Origin of the sequence: Streptococcus parasanguinis, assembly GCF_964238605.1 — a bacterium.
GTDB classification, from domain to species: domain Bacteria; phylum Bacillota; class Bacilli; order Lactobacillales; family Streptococcaceae; genus Streptococcus; species Streptococcus parasanguinis_AJ.
Genome location: NZ_CAXSMM010000006.1, coordinates 38,984 through 56,694 on the forward strand (window position 1 = coordinate 38,984; position 17,711 = coordinate 56,694).

The 17,711-nt window shown below is 43.5% G+C and carries 14 protein-coding genes and 2 tRNA genes; 2 read left to right on the forward strand and 14 right to left on the reverse strand.

The genetic code is table 11. The features are described from left to right. Positions 1-21 precede the first annotated feature (21 nt). From ACESR9_RS06060 to rsgA, 12 genes are all read right to left on the reverse strand, one after another. Complete coding sequence (locus ACESR9_RS06060; RefSeq protein WP_373106029.1) at positions 22-4,785, reverse strand: endo-beta-N-acetylglucosaminidase; 4,764 nt, start codon at positions 4,783-4,785, stop codon at positions 22-24. Positions 4,786-5,019: 234 nt separating this feature from the next. Continuing rightward, positions 5,020-6,030 (reverse strand): type I glyceraldehyde-3-phosphate dehydrogenase, encoded by a 1,011-nt coding sequence (gap, locus tag ACESR9_RS06065; protein WP_003003093.1) that lies wholly within the window; start codon positions 6,028-6,030, stop codon positions 5,020-5,022. Positions 6,031-6,309: 279 nt separating this feature from the next. Next, positions 6,310-8,391, reverse strand: coding sequence for an elongation factor G (fusA, locus tag ACESR9_RS06070; protein ID WP_003003071.1), 2,082 nt, complete (start codon positions 8,389-8,391; stop codon positions 6,310-6,312). 303 nt (positions 8,392-8,694) lie between these two features. After that, positions 8,695-9,165 carry a 30S ribosomal protein S7 gene (rpsG, locus tag ACESR9_RS06075; protein WP_003003105.1) on the reverse strand — a complete coding sequence of 157 codons (471 nt, stop codon included), beginning with the start codon at positions 9,163-9,165 and terminating at the stop codon, positions 8,695-8,697. A 19-nt stretch (positions 9,166-9,184) separates the two neighbouring features. After that, positions 9,185-9,598: a 30S ribosomal protein S12 gene (gene rpsL / locus ACESR9_RS06080; RefSeq protein WP_003003125.1), complete on the reverse strand. Its 414-nt coding sequence runs from the start codon at positions 9,596-9,598 to the stop codon at positions 9,185-9,187. A 205-nt stretch (positions 9,599-9,803) separates the two neighbouring features. Further along, entirely contained in the window at positions 9,804-10,340 is a 537-nt protein-coding gene (locus tag ACESR9_RS06085; protein ID WP_373106034.1) for a hypothetical protein, read from the reverse strand. Positions 10,341-10,363: 23 nt separating this feature from the next. After that, positions 10,364-11,179 carry a pur operon repressor gene (purR, locus tag ACESR9_RS06090; protein ID WP_373106036.1) on the reverse strand — a complete coding sequence of 272 codons (816 nt, stop codon included), beginning with the start codon at positions 11,177-11,179 and terminating at the stop codon, positions 10,364-10,366. A 133-nt stretch (positions 11,180-11,312) separates the two neighbouring features. Continuing rightward, positions 11,313-12,260, reverse strand: a complete 948-nt coding sequence (locus ACESR9_RS06095) for a 3'-5' exoribonuclease YhaM family protein (protein ID WP_373106039.1) — start codon at positions 12,258-12,260, stop codon at positions 11,313-11,315. After that, positions 12,247-13,497 carry a DNA recombination protein RmuC gene (locus ACESR9_RS06100; RefSeq protein WP_373106042.1) on the reverse strand — a complete coding sequence of 417 codons (1,251 nt, stop codon included), beginning with the start codon at positions 13,495-13,497 and terminating at the stop codon, positions 12,247-12,249. The genes ACESR9_RS06095 and ACESR9_RS06100 overlap by 14 nt, the downstream gene beginning before the upstream one ends. Position 13,498: 1 nt before the next feature. Continuing rightward, positions 13,499-14,131 carry a thiamine diphosphokinase gene (locus tag ACESR9_RS06105; RefSeq protein ID WP_023919229.1) on the reverse strand — a complete coding sequence of 211 codons (633 nt, stop codon included), beginning with the start codon at positions 14,129-14,131 and terminating at the stop codon, positions 13,499-13,501. After that, entirely contained in the window at positions 14,124-14,783 is a 660-nt protein-coding gene (rpe, locus tag ACESR9_RS06110; protein WP_023919231.1) for a ribulose-phosphate 3-epimerase, read from the reverse strand. The genes ACESR9_RS06105 and rpe overlap by 8 nt, the downstream gene beginning before the upstream one ends. Positions 14,784-14,797: 14 nt before the next feature. Next, the gene (rsgA, locus tag ACESR9_RS06115) at positions 14,798-15,676 is read right to left on the reverse strand and encodes a ribosome small subunit-dependent GTPase A (protein WP_373106046.1); all 879 of its coding nucleotides are present in this window, start codon (positions 15,674-15,676) and stop codon (positions 14,798-14,800) included. A 197-nt stretch (positions 15,677-15,873) separates the two neighbouring features. Between rsgA and ACESR9_RS06120 the strand changes: the two genes are divergently transcribed. Together ACESR9_RS06120 and ACESR9_RS06125 are read left to right on the forward strand one after the other, a co-directional pair. Further along, positions 15,874-15,956, forward strand: a tRNA-Leu gene (locus ACESR9_RS06120). Between the two features lie 4 nt (positions 15,957-15,960). Next, positions 15,961-16,049: transfer RNA gene (locus ACESR9_RS06125), tRNA-Ser, on the forward strand. Positions 16,050-16,092: 43 nt separating this feature from the next. On the opposite strand, the gene rsmA is transcribed toward ACESR9_RS06125, so the two are convergent. Beyond that, positions 16,093-16,968, reverse strand: coding sequence for a 16S rRNA (adenine(1518)-N(6)/adenine(1519)-N(6))-dimethyltransferase RsmA (gene rsmA / locus ACESR9_RS06130; protein WP_021153984.1), 876 nt, complete (start codon positions 16,966-16,968; stop codon positions 16,093-16,095). A gap of 19 nt (positions 16,969-16,987) precedes the next feature. Further along, positions 16,988-17,701 carry a hypothetical protein gene (locus ACESR9_RS06135; RefSeq protein WP_049471809.1) on the reverse strand — a complete coding sequence of 238 codons (714 nt, stop codon included), beginning with the start codon at positions 17,699-17,701 and terminating at the stop codon, positions 16,988-16,990. Between the last annotated feature and the right edge of the window lie 10 nt (positions 17,702-17,711).

Sequence of the window (17,711 nt, forward strand, 5' to 3'; positions counted from 1 at the left end):
CGAAAGAATCCTGTAAAAGACTTACTCTTCTTTCTTCTTACCAGCCAAGAGGAAGCCGCCTAAGGCTGCTAGGAGAACAGCTTCAGCTGCAAAGGAAGCTTCTAGGCTTGCCGTATTTGGCAAGTGTTCCGATTGACTTTCTTTGCTGGCATCTTTTGTTCCTTGCTGAACTGTTGGCTGTGAGTTCGCTCCTTGGTGGGCACTTAACAACTGATGGATCTCTTGATCGACCATATCCTTGTGTTCTTCCTCCTGATGACCCGCTTGAGTAGAAGTCGTTGGGGCCAACTGATCCACTTGAGAAGACTCTGTAGGCTTCAATGGATTAGCTGGATCCGGAGTTACTGGGGCAGCTGGTTGAACAGGCTGATCAGGTTTAGCCGGTTCCTCTGGTTGGATCGGTTGATCTGGTCCTTCCGTTTGTGCTGGCTTATAGACAATCGCATAGTGAGTAAAGTGAGGAGCTGTAAAGATGACTACATCTCCAACTCTCTCAAAGGCCAAGGATTGAGGAGCTTGACCTTCTGGGAAGAAGAGAACTTGCTCCACTTCTTTATCCTTATCCACAGGGATTTTCACAAGGGATGGATGGTGGGTATCAATATCTTGACCGCTGGCATCCACGCCTTCAATATCAAAGACGATTCCTTCTCGACCCTTCAGCTCTTCTTTTTCTGCCTGATTGGCTTCAACTTTTGCGACTTTCAGTCCTTTGACAACGGTTGGCTCTAAGTTGGAGAATTGAACTTCGACTCCAGTCGCAGGGTCTACAAAGACCGCTGGCTTATCTTCTTTCAGGAGCGCAATCAAGGTTTCTAGACCTGTTTTTGCGGTTGCGAGCGCTTCAGGAGTGAGCTCTGAAGAGTCTAGGAGTTCTTTATTTTTCTCAACCAGTGCCTGCAAAGCGTCACCAGAAGGGTGATTTGGCTTACTTGCTAATAGAGCGGTCGCTTCCTCTGTCAGAGTAGAAAGAGCTTCTCTCTCTTTGACTAGATTAGCTTGTCCATCCAAGGCTTTCAAGAGAGCGGTCAATTGGTTCAACTGCTCATTGACTTGATCTTGTGTGCTGGTATCATATTCTTTCAAGACTTTTTCAGAAGCAGCCATTCCAGCCAACAAGGCTTCTTTGACTTCAGGACTGGCAAATGTAAAGTCTACTTTGGCTTTTGCAGCTTCAGCTTCAGCCAATTTTTGCTTGAGGTATTCATCGTTGAGAGCTGGTTTTGGATTGACGAGGACATCAAAGCTTGTGCTAGCTCCTTTGTAATGGATAGTGATGGTTTGACGGCCTTCCTTGGTCGCATCAAATCCAGTTACTTCAACCCCTTCATCGGTCAAGGCGTGCGTTTCGGTCGTTTCATCTTCAAAGACGACTGTAAAGCGTCCGCCTTCTTTCTCCAATGCTTCTCCGACAATATATTCCACTTTTGGTTTGTCGGTCAATTCTAGACCAGCAACCGCTTTTTCGCCTGCTTCCTCTGCACTGACCACAAAAACAGTGAGAGTCTTATCTAATTTCTGACCAAGGTAAGAGACTTCTAGGTGTTGTTCTCCCAGCTTGCTACTATCAAATCCATGAATCTCTACACCTGAGTTGGTGAGGTTGACCAGTTGATCTGCTTGGCCATCTTTATAATGAACGCGGAGAGTCGCCCTTTTCAAGGAAAGGGCATCGCCTTCCCGGTAGACCTTCTTGGTCAATCCATCTTCAAATTGGAGTCCCGCAATTTCTTTATCATTCTTTGGAACTTCGATCGCCAAAACATTACTGATATCTTTACCAGGAACTTGTGCGCGATAGTAAAGAAGAGACGGGGTTGATTCAAAAGCGAGCGGTTTAAATATGAGATTTCCAGCTTGATCGGCTGTCATGGTCGCAATTGGACTAGTGGCTTCTTTATCGGCATAAAGAGTCAGAGTAGTATTGGCCGGAACATCTTTGAAACCGACTTGGACAAAATGATTACCTAAGTTTTGCGCTGCAGCATGTTTCATCGGGATGTTGACCGTTTCCGTATCCAGACTTTCATACATCTTCCAGTTGTAAATCCGGATGGCTTGCCATGGGGTGCCGTTATCTGCTGTAATGACATGGAGACGCCAGTCTTGAGCCTTGATCGGATGATCCAGTGTAATGTCAGATACATGGGCTTTATTGCCACGAACTTCCTTAGCGAGCTTCCATTCACCCGCTTCGTCCTTGTAGTAAAGGTCGAAGTCACGGGTATTCATTTTGCCATCATCGACAGATTCTCCACCAGCACCGGCATGGTCCATGACCCAACGAACAATGGTCCGTGGTTGTGTCAAGCGGATATCGACGGTTCCACTCAATTGAGCAGAAGACCATTTATCTGAAAGACTGGTAATGGTCCCATTTAACATGCCTTCAATGCCTTCACTACCATCCGCATCTGGGAAGCTCGAACCGATCACTTTGGCTCCGATGACTACGTTTGGCGCTAGGGCTTTTGGTAGACTGGTATCTGACACGGTCATGCCCCAATCAAAGGCCACGGTTCCCGCATCTGAACGTTGACCATTCTTTCCAACTGCCACAACCTTGAGTTCCTGCGTCTTTCCTTCAGCACTTGCTGAACGGCTAACTTTTGGTAGATAGACGGTTGTCGCAGAAGACCCTGTTAAGAGACGCCAGTTGTCACCATCTTTTTCATAGACTTCATAATAATCCGCATCTGCTACCCCTTTAAAATTGAGGACTGCTTCTGCTTCTTGCGCATTTTGTAGGCGTTTTGCCCGAACGGATACTTCTGCTGGAGTAGCTGGTTTCTCTTGGTTCGACGTAATCGACAATTGGCCGAGATTAAATTTGTAGTCTTTGACATCCGTATCATGGTCAAAGAACATCTTCACAGCATAAATGGTCTTGCCAGCCAAACTTCCCAAATCAAAGGTTTGAGTAGACCAATCCGCACTCGGTGTCAATTCTTTCCATTCGTATTCAGAGTAGTCTTCTTTGGTGGCAACAGCTACCCAGGCAGCTGCTCCGATCCCACCTTTATGACTGACGCTCAATTTTGTCGTTTCTGTCACAGGAATCTTGGTCGAATAGAGCATGACATTTTGACTGCTATTGGCTTTTAAATCTCCTTCAAAAGCTAGAGAATTTCCTCCATTGTAAGCTTGATCAAAATCATAACGACCTTTCAATGGCGCACTATCCTCACTATGCTCTACCCACCAACGCCAGGTTGGAAGGTAGCCAGAAACAGAACGGTAGTTCCACTCCCCTTCTTTAGAAATCTTGCCATCCACAAACCAGTGTTTTCCGTGTCCAGTATTGAAGGAAGTATTGAAATTTTCACTTGTAATAGGAGTTTTGTCCACTACTAGATTGGACATCCCGTACCAAGATTGGTCTGCTGGTTTTCCTTTAGTCGGATCTCCTTGGAAACCTGTCCAGAATAGATCTTCATGGGTATGGTAACCTTCACCAGTCTTTCCTAGACCTGTAATGGTATCTGGCGCATAAAGACCAAGAGATAGACGCAACTTGCCATGTTCATCTAAAATGGCATTCCAGTCTACATTAGTCTTATAAGAGCCTCCTTTTTGGAGTTCGAGTCCAGCTAGAACATCATAAGGATTCCGATGAATCCATTTAGCTGTACTGATGGAATAATCAACTTCTGATTTACCCCAGTTAAAGTTGGCAAAGAAGGTATCCACTGGATTTTCCCCATTTTCAGGCTGCATGAAATTGTAGTTGTATTCTCCCAACGCATTCTCATGGTAACGGCCATATTCATAGGTCATAGCATCATACCAGGAATACTTAATCGGATAGTTCAGACTTTTCGCATATTCCTTGGTATAAAGAAGGAAATCTCTCAATTTTGGACCCAATGGTTCTACAAGATTTCCAGTCGTTTCTTGGTTGATAAAGTAACCATCAAAGCCATAGTACTTAGCAAGTTCGACTAATTTACGAGCGATCGGGAAAGTTTTAGAGCCTTCACTATCTTCTTTCAAGGTTTCTGCAAAATGTTCTTGATCCTTGATGCTGCTAGACCAGTTATAAAAGAGTGTTCCATAAATAGGAACCCCATTTCGGTGGGCAGCATCAATCACATCTGCTGATGGAACCAGCCCTTCCCAAAAGACCATGGAATCCAAATATTGCCAGTAATCAAAAGCATAGGCTTTAAACTCTTCCCCGCCGACAGACGCATGATCCTTTGCTTTGGAGTTCATATTTGACAGTGCTTGGATCTTCGCTTCAGGGTTGGCTTGTTCATTAATTTGTTTTCCTTGGAAACGACTCGCAAGTGGGACGCTTGCTCTGTTCATATCGTCATCCACTCGTTTTCCTGGTTCCCACTTCAAGAGATCATCCCAGGTATCGAACTTAACTTCTTTGGGTCTTAATTGTTTTTCTTCATTGGTTGGTAAATCAGCCACTTTTTCTGCAGCAGCTTTCGGTTTTTCAGTCTCTGAAACGGCTGGATGATCTGTAGTTGTCGAGCTAGCTTCTGTACTTGTAGGACTAGCCTCCGGAGTGACCGCTTCTGCGGCTGGTTTTTCCGTTTCTGCAGCAGGTAAGGCCGCATCTGCAGTATAGACGCCAGCTTCTCTCACTAGATGATTAACATCTTCAGTCGCTACTGAAGAGGTTTCCAAGGGTTGTTCACTAGTAGAAACCGTCTCATCTGCAGAGACAGCGCCTGTTCCCAAAAATGCTAACCCAATCAATGCGGAGCAAACTCCCACACTGAATTTTCGTATACTAAATCGTTCTTTCTTTTCAAATAGATGACCTTTCATCTTGACCTCCTTGTATGGTTTTTTTCTTTTTCTTGAGCGATTTCCATTGGCTCCTTCCTCCACGATCTGTAATCGCTTTCATTTTCTTGTATTAGAAATCTCCAATCAAGGATAGGATACCCTAATCTATTTAGCACTGTCAATCAATTTTAGCAATTCCTATAATATGATGAGAAAGCCCTAAAAAAAGTACAAAAAAAGAGGAGGTTTCCCTCCTCTCATCATACGCATGAATTATTTAGCAATTTTTGCGAAGTATTCAAGAGTACGAACAAGTTGTGCAGTGTAAGACATTTCGTTGTCATACCATGAAACAACTTTAACCAATTGTTTACCGTCAACGTCAATAACTTTAGTTTGAGTTGCGTCAAACAATGATCCGTAAGACATACCTACAACGTCTGAAGAAACGATTGGATCTTCAGTGTAACCGTATGATTCGTTTGAAGCTGCTTTCATAGCTGCGTTCACTTCATCAACAGTAACGTTCTTGTCAAGAACAACTACCAATTCAGTAACTGATCCAGTTGGAACAGGAACACGTTGTGCAGCTCCGTCCAATTTACCGTTCAATTCAGGGATAACCAAACCGATTGCTTTAGCAGCACCAGTTGAGTTAGGAACGATGTTAGCAGCACCAGCGCGTGCACGACGAAGGTCACCTTTACGGTGTGGACCGTCAAGGATCATTTGGTCACCAGTGTAAGCGTGGATAGTAGTCATCAATCCTTCAACAACACCGAAGTTATCTTGAAGAGCTTTAGCCATTGGAGCCAAGCAGTTTGTAGTACATGAAGCACCTGAGATAACTGTTTCAGTACCATCAAGAATATCGTGGTTAGTGTTAAATACGACTGTTTTAACATCTGATCCACCAGGAGCAGTGATAACAACTTTCTTAGCACCACCAGCATGCAAGTGTTTTTCAGCAGCTGCTTTAGTAGCAAAGAAACCAGTTGCTTCAAGAACGATTTCTACACCGTCGTTAGCCCAGTCGATTTGTTCTGGATCGCGTTCAGCAGAAACTTTAACGAATTTACCGTTAACTTCGAATCCACCTTCTTTAACTTCCACAGTACCGTCGAAACGACCTTGAGTTGTATCGTATTTCAACAAGTGTGCAAGCATAACTGGATCTGTAAGGTCGTTGATGCGTGTAACTTCAACACCTTCTACGTTTTGGATACGACGGAAAGCAAGACGTCCGATACGACCGAAACCGTTAATACCAACTTTAACTACCATTCGTGATTTCCTCCTTATGAAAATCAAAAAAATTTTTTGTGAAAAGAGTAACTTGACACAGCGCCAAACATCTTTTAACAGTCTCTATTATATACTTTATTGCATTAAAAAGCAACTATTTCCCAACGAAAAGCAAGATTTATCATAGATCACTGCCTCTTTTATTAAAGTTTTTCACAAAGTCTTGATCGATCGGAAAAGCGCTATTTTACTTGTACTCACTTTTGGAACGAAGAAAAACTCTTCCCAAAGTGGGAAGAGTTTTTAAGCATTGGTAAATTAAGCTTCACCTTTAGCTTTTTTAATGATTTCTTCTTGTACTGATTTTGGTACATCTTCGTAGTGGTCAAATACCATCATGAAGGTACCACGTCCTTGAGTTGCAGAACGAAGGACAGTAGCGTAACCGAACATTTCAGCAAGTGGCACATAAGCACGAACGATTTGGCTTGCACCGTGTGCTTCCATACCATCTACACGTCCACGACGAGCAGTTACGTGACCCATAACATCCCCAAGGTTTTCTTCAGGAACTGTGATGGTTACAAGCATCATTGGTTCAAGGATAGCTGGTTGTGCAGTCTTAGCAGCTTCTTTAAGTGCAAGAGATGCAGCGATCTTGAAGGCAGTTTCAGATGAGTCGACATCGTGGTATGAACCATCGTAAAGCTTAGCTTTCACGTCAACCATTGGGTAACCAGCAAGAACACCGTTCGCCATAGATTCTTGAAGTCCTTTTTCTACTGCAGGGATGAATTCACGTGGAACCACACCACCGACGATCGCATTTTCGAACTCGAATCCTTTACCTTCTTCGTTTGGAGTGAATTCGATCCAAACATCACCAAACTGACCTTTACCACCAGATTGACGTTTGAAGAATCCACGTGCTTGTGTAGAAGCGCGGAATGTTTCACGGTAAGATACTTGAGGGGCACCAACGTTAGCTTCAACCTTGAATTCACGTTTCATACGGTCAACAAGGACATCCAAGTGCAACTCACCCATACCAGAGATAACTGTTTCACCAGTTTCAGGGTTTGTTTCAACGCGGAATGTTGGATCTTCTTCAGCCAATTTTTGAAGGGCGATACCCATCTTGTCTTGGTCTGCTTTAGATTTAGGCTCAACCATCAATTGGATAACTGGTTCTGGAACTTCGATTGATTCAAGGATGATTTTTGCTTTTTCATCTGTCAATGAGTCACCAGTTGTTGTATCTTTCAAACCAACGGCAGCAGCGATATCTCCAGAGTAAACTGTTTCGATTTCTTTACGAGTGTTGGCGTGCATTTGAAGGATACGTCCGATACGTTCACGTTTACCTTTAGAAGTGTTCAATACGTATGAACCTGAGTTCAAGACACCTGAGTAAACACGGAAGAATGTCAAACGACCTACGAATGGGTCAGTCATGATCTTGAAGGCAAGAGCTGCAAATGGCTCTTCATCAGATGCTGGACGTTCTTCTTCTTCGTCTGTATCTGGGTTTACACCCTTGATTGCAGGGATATCAAGTGGGCTTGGAAGGTAGTCAAGGACTGCATCCAACATCAATTGAACCCCTTTGTTCTTGAAGGCAGAACCACAAAGTACTGGGTAGAATTCAACGTTGATTGTAGCTTTACGGATACCAGCTTTCAATTCTTCGTTAGTGATTTCTTCCCCTTCAAGGTATTTCATCATCAAGTCTTCATCAGTTTCAGCAACTGCTTCAACCAATTTTTCACGGTATTCTTGAGCTTGTTCAAGGTATTCAGCTGGAATATCTTCTTCAAGGATATCTGTACCAAGGTCGTTAGTATAGATTTCAGCTTTCATCTTGATCAAGTCAATGATTCCGCGGAAGTCATCTTCAGCACCGATTGGCAATTGAATTGGATGAGCGTTTGCTTGAAGACGGTCATGAAGTGTGCTTACTGAGTAAAGGAAGTCAGCACCGATTTTATCCATCTTGTTAGCGAATACGATACGAGGAACTCCGTATTCAGTTGCTTGACGCCAAACTGTTTCAGTTTGAGGTTCAACACCTGATTGTGAGTCAAGAACGGTTACAGCACCGTCCAAAACGCGGAGTGAACGTTGAACTTCGATCGTGAAGTCCACGTGTCCTGGTGTGTCGATGATGTTTACACGAGTGTCTTTCCATTGAGCTGTTGTAGCGGCAGATGTGATAGTGATACCACGTTCTTGTTCTTGCTCCATCCAGTCCATTTGTGACGCACCTTCGTGAGTTTCACCGATTTTGTGAATCTTACCAGTGTAGTAAAGGATACGCTCAGTTGTAGTTGTTTTACCAGCATCGACGTGAGCCATGATACCGATATTACGAGTTTTTTCAAGTGAAAATTCGCGTGCCATGAGGTTTGTTTCTCCTATATTTTTTATTTCTATATTCTATTATAACATGATTTAATAAAAACGGATAGGCAGGACCTACCCGTTCTCAGTGTTTTCATGCTAAGTTTTGGTTCCAACTTGTAAGAAGAGTTGAATTGGGTTCAAGAGCTGACGAAGCTTAATTGAACTCGGGCTAAAGTTAGTTAGCCGATTTGAGCCGGAACGGGATGCTGTGTGAAAAAGATAAACTTCCTTGTATTCATCGAATACTGCGTCAGTTTCCTATTTTCACTTTGCATCCTTGCCGTTCCTAGCATCATGATCTTACCAGCGGAAGTGTGCGAATGCACGGTTAGCTTCAGCCATACGGTGAGTATCTTCACGTTTCTTAACAGCTGCACCAGTGTTGTTCGCTGCATCCAAGATTTCTTTTGCAAGACGATCAACCATTGTGTGTTCACCACGTTGACGAGCGATTGTTACCAACCAACGAAGTCCAAGTGTTGTACGACGTTCTGGACGAACTTCAACTGGGACTTGGTAGTTAGAACCACCGACACGGCGAGCACGTACTTCAAGTACAGGCATGATGTTTTCCATAGCTGTTTCGAATACTTCAAGAGCATCGTTTCCAGTAGCTTCTTTAATTTGTTCGAAAGCTCCGTAAACGATTGAAGCAGCTGTACCACGTTTACCATCAAGCATAACGCGGTTGATAAGACGAGTAACTAATTGTGAATTGTAAAGCGGATCTGGCAATACATCGCGTTTAGGCGCACGGTTTTTACGACTCATTTTTCTTTATCCCCTTTCCTTATGCTTTTGGTTTTTTAGTACCGTATTTAGAACGGCCTTGTTTACGATCGTTTACACCTGCAGTATCAAGTGCTCCACGGACGATATGGTAACGTACCCCTGGAAGGTCTTTTACACGTCCACCACGAAGAAGAACCACGCTGTGTTCTTGCAAGTTGTGTCCGATACCTGGGATATAAGCAGTTACTTCGATCAAGTTGCTCAAACGTACACGGGCAAATTTACGAAGGGCAGAGTTAGGTTTTTTAGGTGTCATTGTTCCAACACGAGTTGCAACACCACGTTTTTGTGGTGAAGAAACGTTTGTTTGAACTTTTTTATGACTGTTGTAACCAACGTTCAAAGCTGGTGATTTAGATTTTTCTACTTTTGATTTACGCGGTTTGCGAACCAATTGGTTAATTGTAGGCATCTACATTCTCCTGTGAAATTTTTTATTTTTGGTGATGGTACACTTGGTGACAGCTACCATCTGTGTGTACTTTTGCAACATTTGTCAGCACGTCCCTGTACACTCTTGAGAGACCAAAAGTAAAAAGTACCGTCTATTATTATAACATGACGGCACTTTGATTGCAAGATGTTTTTTTATTTTTTAAAGAAGTCGAAAAAGTTCATTATTGACCAGGTTCAGCAGGTACTTCTGCCCCTGCATCTGCAGCCGGAGCATACTGTTGTTGCTGTTGTGGTTGAACTGTCGCATTGGCTTCAGCTACTCCAGCGTTGGCATTAGCGTCTGTTTGAGTCTGCTGCGTTGCCGCTGTGTCACTCTCATAGGTCAGTCCATAATAGTTAGCGATGTATTGGATACGGGCCTCAAGCGATTGCTTTTGAGTCGCATCTTTGACTTTCTTCACAGCAGCTTGGGCAGCGTTCACAGAATCTTGACTTGGAGTTGTTTCCATTTGAACGACTGCTTTTTCAGCAGCTTCTGTATTTTTCTTTTCTTCCTTCTTTTCTTTTTCTTCCTTTGTTTCCTTTTTCACTGGAAGGGAACCTGTTTTTTTAGCAGGTTGAATTTCTGTCGTTACCTGGGCAGCCGTATTCTTTTTAACGGTATACAAACCAGCTACCAAAATAAAGGATAGAGACAGAACTGTCACCAAGCGAATCCACAAAGGACTATTATCAAATCGATCTAAAATTCTTTTCACTTTTTGATCCTCCTTTGTTGCTCTTAATCAAAGATATTCCCAACTTCGACACTCAATTTGTTTTCTTTTACATCGATGTTGGTCACGCGCAATAAGGATTTGTGCTCAAAGAATTCACGGTCGGTTGAAGCATTATCTGCAAAGACTGCAACTCCTGCTAATTCAGAATCAAATTCAGACAAGAGGCTGACCATTCCGTTAATCGTTCCACCACCTTTTAGGAAGTCATCAACAATCAAGACCCGACTTCCTGCTTTTAGGCTACGTTTTGAAAGGAACATTTTTTCAATACGATCTCCACTGGAACCTGATACATAGTTGACACTGACGGTTGATCCTTCTGTGATTTTCAAGTCACGACGAACAATAACAAATGGAACATTCAAGACATTTGCAACTGCATTGGCTAGGGGAACCCCTTTAGTCGCAACAGTCATAACAGCATCGATCTTCTTATTACGGAAGGCTTTGGCAATGATGCGACCGATGCTATTTAAAATCTTTGGATTGCTCAATAGATCGGATAAATAAATGTAGCCACCTGGAAGAATACGATCACTTTCAGACAGCTGTTTACATAAATCTTCAACGATTTCTTTAGATTCCTCATCGGAGATAGACGGTGTAAAGACAACTCCTCCTCCAGCTCCTGTAATGGTTTCAATATTTCCGATCTCCATCTCTTCAAAAGCCCGTTTGATAATCACGATATCTTCTGAGATAGAGGATTTAGCCGACTCGTACTTTTCCGCAAAAGTATTGAGACTCGTTAATTCATAAGGATGATTGATCAAGTAATTAGAAATTACGACCATCCGTTCACTTCTTCTTAATTTCATTTTCTCACCATGTAGTTTTTTTCTACCATTATACCATAAGAAGCGAAAAAAACGAACATTCTGATTTACAGAAGGCCGTTTTTCCCTAATTTTTTTCTTTTTTTTGGAATAGTTTCCGTATTTATCTCTATTTTTACTGATCGATATTCGGTTTATAGAAAGATCGGTTTTCCATAGCGAAGATTTTATTGGTCATCTCGCCAGGTCCAATTAAGCCAAGAGCTGTCGTCATCATCATCATTTCTGCATCCAAATTATCGATCATATGAATAATCTCTGCTTCCATGATCTTGGGGCGAACAGGGCTACCGTATTCGAGCAAGCCATGGTGACTCAAGATCACATGGCGAAGGACAATCACTTCTTCTTTTTGGTCATCAATCTTCAAGTCTTGCAAGACTTTGGTGATTTCTTCATCGATCAGCGCAATGTGACCAATGAGATTGCCTCGAACAGTGTACTCCGTATTTTCAGGTCCCGTCAACTCGATCACTTTGGCCAAATCGTGTAACATAATCCCTGCAAAGAGCAAACTCTTATTCAACTGAGGATAGATATCACCGATACTATCTGCCAAGCGGACCATGGTCGCCGTATGATAAGCAAGGCCTGCTTCAAAGGCATGGTGGTTGGTCTTAGCAGCTGGATAGCTATAAAACTCTTTCTCATATTTTCCATAGAGGGCACGGACAATCCGTTGCCAAACTGGATTTTCAATTTTGAAAATCATGTTTGACAGGTATTCATGCAATTCCTTGGGATCTACTGGTGGTTTTTCCTTGAAGTCTGCTGGATTGTTGGGCTCTCCTGCTTGTGGCAAGCGCATATTCAATTGATTAACTTGCGGAGTATTATTGTAGACCTCCCGACGACCAGCCATATGGACCACGCGCCCAGCTGTAAAGCTCTCTACATTGTGAGGTTGGGCATCCCATAGTTTACCTTCGATTGTACCGGTCTCATCCTGGAAGACAAAGGCGAGGTAGTTTTTCCCGGCCCGCGTTTGACGCACTTCTGCTGACTTGATCAAATAGAATCCTTCGAACAATTCATCTTTTTTCATTTGGTTAATTTTGACCATCATCTTCTCCATCTTCTATATATACATCTAGTTCCAGCAGGTCTTCATCGCTTTCGATTTGGCGGAGCGTCCGCTCGATGGCACTGGTCCGTCTGGTTAGCAAATCATCAATATTATTGGAAGCATTCTTTAAATGACGCTGGGTCTTGGCGAGAATCCCTCCAAACTTATGGAATTCTGATTTGACCGATCCCAACACCTTACTAATGTCATCTGCACTCTTTTGGATGTTGAGCGTTTTAAAGCCAACAGACAAGGAGTTCAAAAGGGCAGATAGCGTGCTTGGACCAGCTACTAAAATTTGTTCTTCCCGACGCAAGCGATCGAAGAATTCTGGATTGCGAACGACTTCCGAATAAAGGCCTTCGGTTGGCAAAAAGAGAATTCCAAAATTCGTTGTCGCTGGTGGAAAGAGGTATTTTTGTTGGATATCTTTGGCAAAACGCTTGATACTAGCAAGAAGGGCCTTGCGGTAACGCTCGATCTCCTCTTTCTCTCCTGATTCATAAGCTTCTTCCAGACGATAGTAGTCTTCCAGAGGGAACTTAGAGTCAATTGGTAAATAGACTGGTTCCTCTCCTTGTCCCGGAAGCTTGATAGCGTACTCTACGCGCTCACTGGACTGGGGTACAGTGATAAATTCTCGCTCATACTGGGCTGGTGTCAAGATATCTTCAATGATTTGACCCAGCTGCAATTCGCCCATAATCCCACGGGTCTTGGTATTGGAGAGAACTTTATTAAGGGTTCCGACATCCCGCGCCACCGTCTGCATTTCTCCTAGCCCTTTGTTGACCGACTCCAATTGTTTTGAAACCGTCTCAAAGGAGGTCTGTAAGCGGTGCTGCAAGGTTTTCTCCAATTTTTCTTCTACCGTTTGGCGCATCTGTTCTAGCCGCACTTCATTGGACTCTTGGATCTGGCGCATGCGCTCATCTGTTTTGTCCCGATTTTTAGTAAAGTGCTCGTTCATCTCAGCGCGCAGAGCCGTCGTCTGCTGGTGGATCTCCACTCGCATCTCGGTTAAACGATCTGTCAGAGCGATCTCTAACTGCTGATTGGCAATCTGGCTTGCTTGTCTTTCTTTTTCAAAACGATAGTCCAACTGGTCTGTCAAATGATCCTCATGGTCTTCCAGCAACTCTCTTAAAGCCGGTCTTGTATCATCTGACCGTTGCAAGAGATAGATGAGGAGGCCCAGATTGAGCAGGCCAATCAGAAGCAGAATGATATTCATATTAACCTCTGTCTTTACTATAAACAATGACAAGATAGCCACGGTCAAGACTCACTTGAATCGGTTGATCCAAAAATTCATTGGAGCCATACATGGCCTTCAAAAAATAATTCTCCTGATGGAGCGGATACTTGGCTCCTGTAATCTCTAGGTGGCCTTGTCCGACAGGCATAAAGCCAACATAAGACATGGCTGGATCTGGCTGAATCTCATGGCAACCAGCTGGTCTGTAGATCAAGCGATTTTGACCATCGACTAATTGGATCTGCTCCATGTAGGGAGCTAGGTCTGGATCGGTCGGCAAAAAGATATTGGACAAAAAGTGATCCAAGCGACCACCAAAGGCACCGTAAACAGTGACAACAGCATCTGGATAGGCCTCAAAGACCGCTTTCAAGGCCAATTCCAAATCCGTATCATTCTTTTCAGGAACGGACTGAACAACCTGCTTGGCTTGGGTTCGGATCTGATGCAAATCAGTCTCAGAGACAGAATCGAAATCCCCCACAGCTATATCTAAAGGCAGGCCTTGTTCCAGTAACTTCAAACAGCCACCGTCGACACCTACGTAAAGCTCTTGATCTTTTGGCAAGAGCGTGCTGTCACCTCCTGCCAGTATTGCGATGTTACCCATTTACAGCATCTCGGAGCGTTTGAACGCGCTCATTGACCTCCCCATTAAAGACATAAGAGCCCGCTACAAAGACATTGGCCCCGGCTTCTTTTGCTTGGGAAATACTTTGAGCATCAATTCCACCATCCACTTCGATATCAAAGTCTAAACCTTTTTCTTCACGAAGAGCGACTAATTCGCGCACCTTGTCCATGGTTTCAGGCAAGAAGGCTTGGCCACCGAATCCTGGATTAACGGTCATAACCAAGACTTGATCCACCAAGTTCAAGACATGTTTGATACTGTCTACAGGAGTCCCTGGGTTGATCACGACACTAGCCTTCACACCCGCTTGACGAATTTTTTGAAGAGCTCCGTGGATATGAGGAGTAGCTTCCACATGGATGCTGATGATGTCAGCACCTGCACGGGCAAATTCTTCGATATGGTGTTCGGGATTGGTGACCATCAAGTGGCAATCAAAGACCAACTTGCTATGCGGACGCATGCTCTCTACGACACCAGCTCCAAAGCTGATATTGGGCACAAAATGGCCATCCATGACATCGATATGGGCATAGTCAGCTCCAGCTGCTTCTAAGCGTTTCAATTCACTTTCAAAATTAGCATAATCGGCACTCAAAATTGAGGGTGCAATTTTCATTGTTTTCATCGTTGTAGTGTCTCCTATTTTGGCATTTTTTTCGAAACTTTTTTATAGGTTTCGCGACGGTTTTCAATCTCACTTAGAAATTGCAAGTAATCCTCATAACGGAAAGGCGCAATTTCCTCTCTTTCAACGGCTGGTTTCACCGCACAAGCGGGCTCATGCGTATGGGTACAGGTACGAAATTTACAAGAGTGGCTCACATCGGCGATCTCTGGGAAGGCTTGATTTAAGTCTTCACTGGTTGTCACTTCATAATCGAGGGAGGAGAAGCCAGGCGTATCTGCGATCTTTCCTCCATTTAAATGGTAAAAGCTGACAGCTCGGGTCGTGTGTCGACCGCGCCCCAGACTATCTGAAATCTCACCCGTTTCAAGCTCTAGATCCGGAGCGATTTTATTGAGCAAGGTCGATTTTCCTACACCGGTCTGTCCCATAAAGACGGTAGTTTTATGGGTTAAAAGGGGCAAAAGTTCCTCAATCGACAAGACAAAATCATAGCCAATAGCCTGATAGATTCCTTGGTAGTAATGGATAAACTCCAGATCTTCTAGCAAGTCCAATTTGGAAATATACACAATGGGATGAATCCCCTTGTGTTCTAGAAGGACCAGAAAACGATCCAAGAGATTGGCATTAAAATCCGGCTCCTTAGCCGACATGATGACTACTGCCTGATCAATATTGACAATCGGAGGGCGCACGAGGCTATTTTTTCGAGGGGCAATACTCAAAATGTAGCCTTCCGAATTCTCTTCAGCAGAGAACTCTACCTGATCCCCCACATAAGGAGTCTGTCCTTTTTTCCTAAAATTTCCACGAGCCCGTGTCTGGTAAATATGGCCGTCTGACTCCACATAGTAGAAGCCAGCCAAGGCCTTGACGATGGTTCCTTGCAAATCGCACTCCTTTGAGATTAATACTCCTATTATACCAAAAAATGAGAAATAAGGCTGGATTGCTTGATAAGAAAATCTACAAGCACTTCCTGTAACAGGTTGTAATCTCATACTGTCTATGGTTTTCATGTTAGGGACTTTGACGTGTTTCCTTTTTTTCCTTGGCAATTTTCCTAAAAAGTGTATAATAGAACTATGCGGAGGTGGTGGAACGGCAGACACGCATGCTTCAGGCGCATGTGCCCCTTCGGGCGTGAGGGTTCAAATCCCTTTCTCCGCATCTTGGAAAGGTGGCCCAGCTTGGTACGGCACCGGACTCGAAATCCGGCAAGTGGATTTTCTTCACGCGCGGGTTCAAATCCCGTCCTTTCCTTACGATGCAAATAAGCCATAGGTTATAACCTATGGCTTTTCTGTTATTTTATTCCTGCTTCTAGAAGACCATCTGCTAAGCGGGCGAAATCTTCTAAGCTAAGAGCTTCTCCTCGCACAGATGGTTGCAGGCCTGCAGCTTCAATCCCTACTTCTAGTTTGGCTTTGATTTCTTCGGTCTTGCCAAAGCGACTAGTCAAGTTGTTCCAAAGCGTTTTGCGGCGGTGGACAAAGCTAGCCTTGCTGACAGAGAAGAAGAAATCTTCATCCTTGACGGCCACTGCTGGTTCTTCGCGACGCACCATCTTGAGGATGGCAGAGTCGACATTTGGCGCTGGCACAAAGACGGTGCGTGGTACGATAAAGGCCACCTTAGCTGTCATATAGTATTGGACTGCAATAGACAAAGACCCATAAGCCTTGGTGTTGGGCTCAGCTGAAATACGGTCGGCGACCTCTTTTTGCATCATGACCACAAATTCTTGGAAAGGAATTTTAGACTCAATCAAGTGCATGAGGATGGGAGTCGTGATGTAGTATGGAAGGTTGGCTACTACCTTAATTGGAAGCTCTGGATTTTTAAACTCTGCGATGTACTGGTTGAGATCCACCTTGAGGATGTCTTGGTTGACAACCGTCACATTATCAAAATCACGCAAGGTATCCGCTAAGATGGGAACTAAGCGGTCATCAATCTCAAAGGCCATCACTTCTGCAGCATTTTCTGCCAAAAACTCAGTGAGAGCTCCAATTCCGGGACCGATTTCGATGACATTGACCTGCTTATCAATCTCAGCAGTGTCCACAATTTTTTGAAGGATGTTGGTATCGGTCAGAAAGTTTTGTCCGAAGGATTTTTTAAAGGTAAAACCGTGACGCTCCAGCACTGCCTTGGTCACGCTATAATCTGCAATTCTCATTTTTTCTCTTTTCTATTTATTAGCTAAAAACAATATATAAAACCCACATAATTCCTAGTGCCAACAAAATCCAAAACACTAAAAGAACACGAGACTTGTTCCCTTGTGAATCGGCTCCAGTCATATCGATCGCTTTCTTATCTTCTTGGGGGTTCATTTTCTTCAGTTCATCCTGATAGGCAACCGAATCTAGAATATTGTCTTCTGGCAATAATTCTGAAGCATAATAATCAGGAAAGCCCATAGCAAGACCAATTAAGTTCTTTTCTGTCAAAGAAAAATCTAAATCTTTGGGTTGATTTTCCCGAATAGCTCGTATATTTTTTAACAGTTTATCAGAAACAACAGACACTTGGTCCATAAAAACAACATCTAAGACATCAAATCCGAGCACATCACCATCTTTTACGTTTGCAAGAATATAACGAACAAAGGCATCATATAATTGTAAGGTCTGAGAAGCATTTTCTTCTAAAAAAGACCGATTTTGGAGGGCGTTTTGCTGGAATTTTTCAATAGGAAGCAAGATATCTACATTCTGCTCTTGGTAAAATCTTTCTGCTTGTTCTTCATCTTCTTCAAGTTCTTCTGCTGTTTCCCAGAGAGCAATAGGAGCTTTTAAATCTTCTTCATCCCAAAACAATTGCCAAAAATAAGGTATCGTGTAAATTCCCTCTGTTAAGATACGAGCTTCATCTCCGTTTTTTAAGTAAATATAACTTCTATTCGCCATTCCATTTCCT

Excerpts from the sequence above, each read along its gene's own strand:
- purR (WP_373106036.1), bottom strand. The coding sequence starts at position 11,179 with ATGAAATTAAGAAGAAGTGAACGGATGGTCGTAATTTCTAATTACTTG.
- ACESR9_RS06135 (WP_049471809.1), bottom strand. The coding sequence starts at position 17,701 with ATGGCGAATAGAAGTTATATTTACTTAAAAAACGGAGATGAAGCTCGT.
- rsmA (WP_021153984.1), bottom strand. The coding sequence starts at position 16,968 with ATGAGAATTGCAGATTATAGCGTGACCAAGGCAGTGCTGGAGCGTCAC.
- ACESR9_RS06095 (WP_373106039.1), bottom strand. The coding sequence starts at position 12,260 with ATGGTCAAAATTAACCAAATGAAAAAAGATGAATTGTTCGAAGGATTC.
- ACESR9_RS06100 (WP_373106042.1), bottom strand. The coding sequence starts at position 13,497 with ATGAATATCATTCTGCTTCTGATTGGCCTGCTCAATCTGGGCCTCCTC.
- rpsG (WP_003003105.1), bottom strand. The coding sequence starts at position 9,165 with ATGAGTCGTAAAAACCGTGCGCCTAAACGCGATGTATTGCCAGATCCG.
- gap (WP_003003093.1), bottom strand. The coding sequence starts at position 6,030 with ATGGTAGTTAAAGTTGGTATTAACGGTTTCGGTCGTATCGGACGTCTT.
- rpe (WP_023919231.1), bottom strand. The coding sequence starts at position 14,783 with ATGAAAACAATGAAAATTGCACCCTCAATTTTGAGTGCCGATTATGCT.
- fusA (WP_003003071.1), bottom strand. The coding sequence starts at position 8,391 with ATGGCACGCGAATTTTCACTTGAAAAAACTCGTAATATCGGTATCATG.
- ACESR9_RS06105 (WP_023919229.1), bottom strand. The coding sequence starts at position 14,131 with ATGGGTAACATCGCAATACTGGCAGGAGGTGACAGCACGCTCTTGCCA.
- ACESR9_RS06060 (WP_373106029.1), bottom strand. The coding sequence starts at position 4,785 with ATGAAAGGTCATCTATTTGAAAAGAAAGAACGATTTAGTATACGAAAA.
- rpsL (WP_003003125.1), bottom strand. The coding sequence starts at position 9,598 with ATGCCTACAATTAACCAATTGGTTCGCAAACCGCGTAAATCAAAAGTA.